The sequence below is a fragment of the Streptomyces sp. NPDC001156 genome, assembly GCF_053598275.1.
This window is the reverse complement of sequence record NZ_JBSFJX010000506.1, coordinates 1-1,687: the sequence shown is the minus strand read 5'-3', so window position 1 is coordinate 1,687 and position 1,687 is coordinate 1. Positions and strand designations below refer to the sequence as shown.

The following is a 1,687-nucleotide window of genomic DNA, read 5'->3' as shown; positions in this document are numbered from 1 at the left end:
TCACGAAACGGCGCGTCGTACGACCGTCGCTTCCCACCCATGACCCTCAACTTCCCCTTCAGTCACACCTCCACGCTACGAGGGGAAGGTCAGATAGTACGTGTGGGGGAAGTGTGTTGTTTCTCTGGAGTGATGTCTTTTGCTCGAGCTGAGCTTCAGGGTCGGCGCGTGTGGTGCAGTCTGGGGTGTACTGCAGAGCGGGTTGGAGTGCATTCGTGGGGGAGTTGCCATAGGACTTCGTCGGTGTCCCGGTGGTGGTGCAAGGCGGTCAGGATGCGGCTGGTTGTCAGCCGGTCGAGTCGTTCTGCGGTTTGGTGGTGGCCCTGGGGTGGAGGTGTGTGCGGCGAGCACCAGTGCGGTCAGTCGCATCGCGGGTGGTGCGGTGTGCGGCGGGAGCAAAGGCTCCGGCTGCAGAGCCCAGCGGGCGGCGTGGCGGCGTGGGAGCCTGGTCCAGGACGGCCGCGGGGGCCGCCGCGACCGTGGTCGGGGTAGAGGCGACGGCGATGGGGCCGGCCGCGATGACGGTCCAGACCGCCACGCGTGAGAGGCGTACACGGCGGCGCATGGCCTCCAGTCGGGCGCCGGCCGTCATCGCAGCAGCGGCCTCACTGTGTGAGGCTTGCTTGCCAGGGGACATGGTCAAACTCCCAGATCAGAAGGGATGTTGCTGACCTTGAGAAAACCCGTCGACCCCGACCCGAACACCGACGACGACGAACCAGTCCATGGTTGGGGTCATCGTCGGCCCAACCATGACCCCGACCATGGGTTAGTCGCGCACTGGCGACAGGCCCTCGCACCCGGGGCACGATCCCCCTGAGCGGCGACCGTCGTGCGATCAGGGGCTGCTCGGTCACAGGCCCCGGACACCGATGCGCAGACACAAGCCGGCCGGGCCGCGACAGACGCCTGCGCAGTGCGGGTCGGCGGGTGAGCCGACGACATGGAACACACGCACGCCCACGCATCCAGGGCCGTCGCCGACCGCCCCACCTCGGCGGGCTCGGTGCGCTGCCCTGGCCATCGCGCGTGGCTCGATTCGGGGGCACGGCACTGAGCTGCTTCGGGGCAGGCGTCCGCCGCGGCGCGATGGCGGCCGAGCGGTTCACTCAGATCGCCAACGGCCTGTTCCGCGACAGCCGGCTCTCTTTCCAAGCCAAGGGGATCTTCGGGTACGTCTACTGGTCGATGATCGGGCTCATGACCGCCGCCTGGCCCGCTGACGCCGCGGGCGAGCGTGAGGCGGCCCGGCGCAGATTCGGCCAGCCAGCCGCGCGCGACCAGGCTCAACCGCAACGTGGAGCTGTAGGCATTGCTACGGAAGTGATGCCGCACCCGCTTGTGGAGGTTCTGGGTGCTGCTCCGGGTCGTCATGTGCCGCGCAGCGATGCCCACGTACAAAAGTCGACCGACTGGCAGGCCTGGGAAAGGGCGCTTCATCGAAGTGCCAGCCATACACCCCAGACGCGCGAGGGACGGGCCCCGGACGCGAAAGGACTTCGCCGGCCGACCAGAGTCGATCCGGGTTCGTCAAAGCGACAACGCCGTGCATCCTGCCCCTCCCGACGCCAAGCCACCCATCCAGTTCAACTATGAGTGGTGTGCATCGTGAAGTAGCAGGTCGCGGGGCTGGTGTGCGTCGGCTCCGGGGTACTCATGCTGGTGACGGGCGGGTGACTTCGGTGGA

Annotated in this window: 1 protein-coding gene and 1 pseudogene; both read right to left on the bottom strand. The window is 67.6% G+C overall.

The window, feature by feature from the left end; translation table 11 throughout:
* Positions 1-286: 286 nt before the first annotated feature.
* Complete coding sequence (locus ACWDA7_RS52650) at positions 287-637, bottom strand: hypothetical protein (protein ID WP_450615298.1); 351 nt, start codon at positions 635-637, stop codon at positions 287-289.
* Between the two features lie 566 nt (positions 638-1,203).
* Positions 1,204-1,552: pseudogene (locus ACWDA7_RS52645) on the bottom strand (GIY-YIG nuclease family protein); the annotation flags it as partial.
* Positions 1,553-1,687 lie beyond the last annotated feature (135 nt).

What these genes read in the sequence shown, in the direction of transcription:
- ACWDA7_RS52650 (WP_450615298.1), bottom strand. Translation starts at nt 637, where the DNA reads ATGTCCCCTGGCAAGCAAGCCTCACACAGTGAGGCCGCTGCTGCGATG.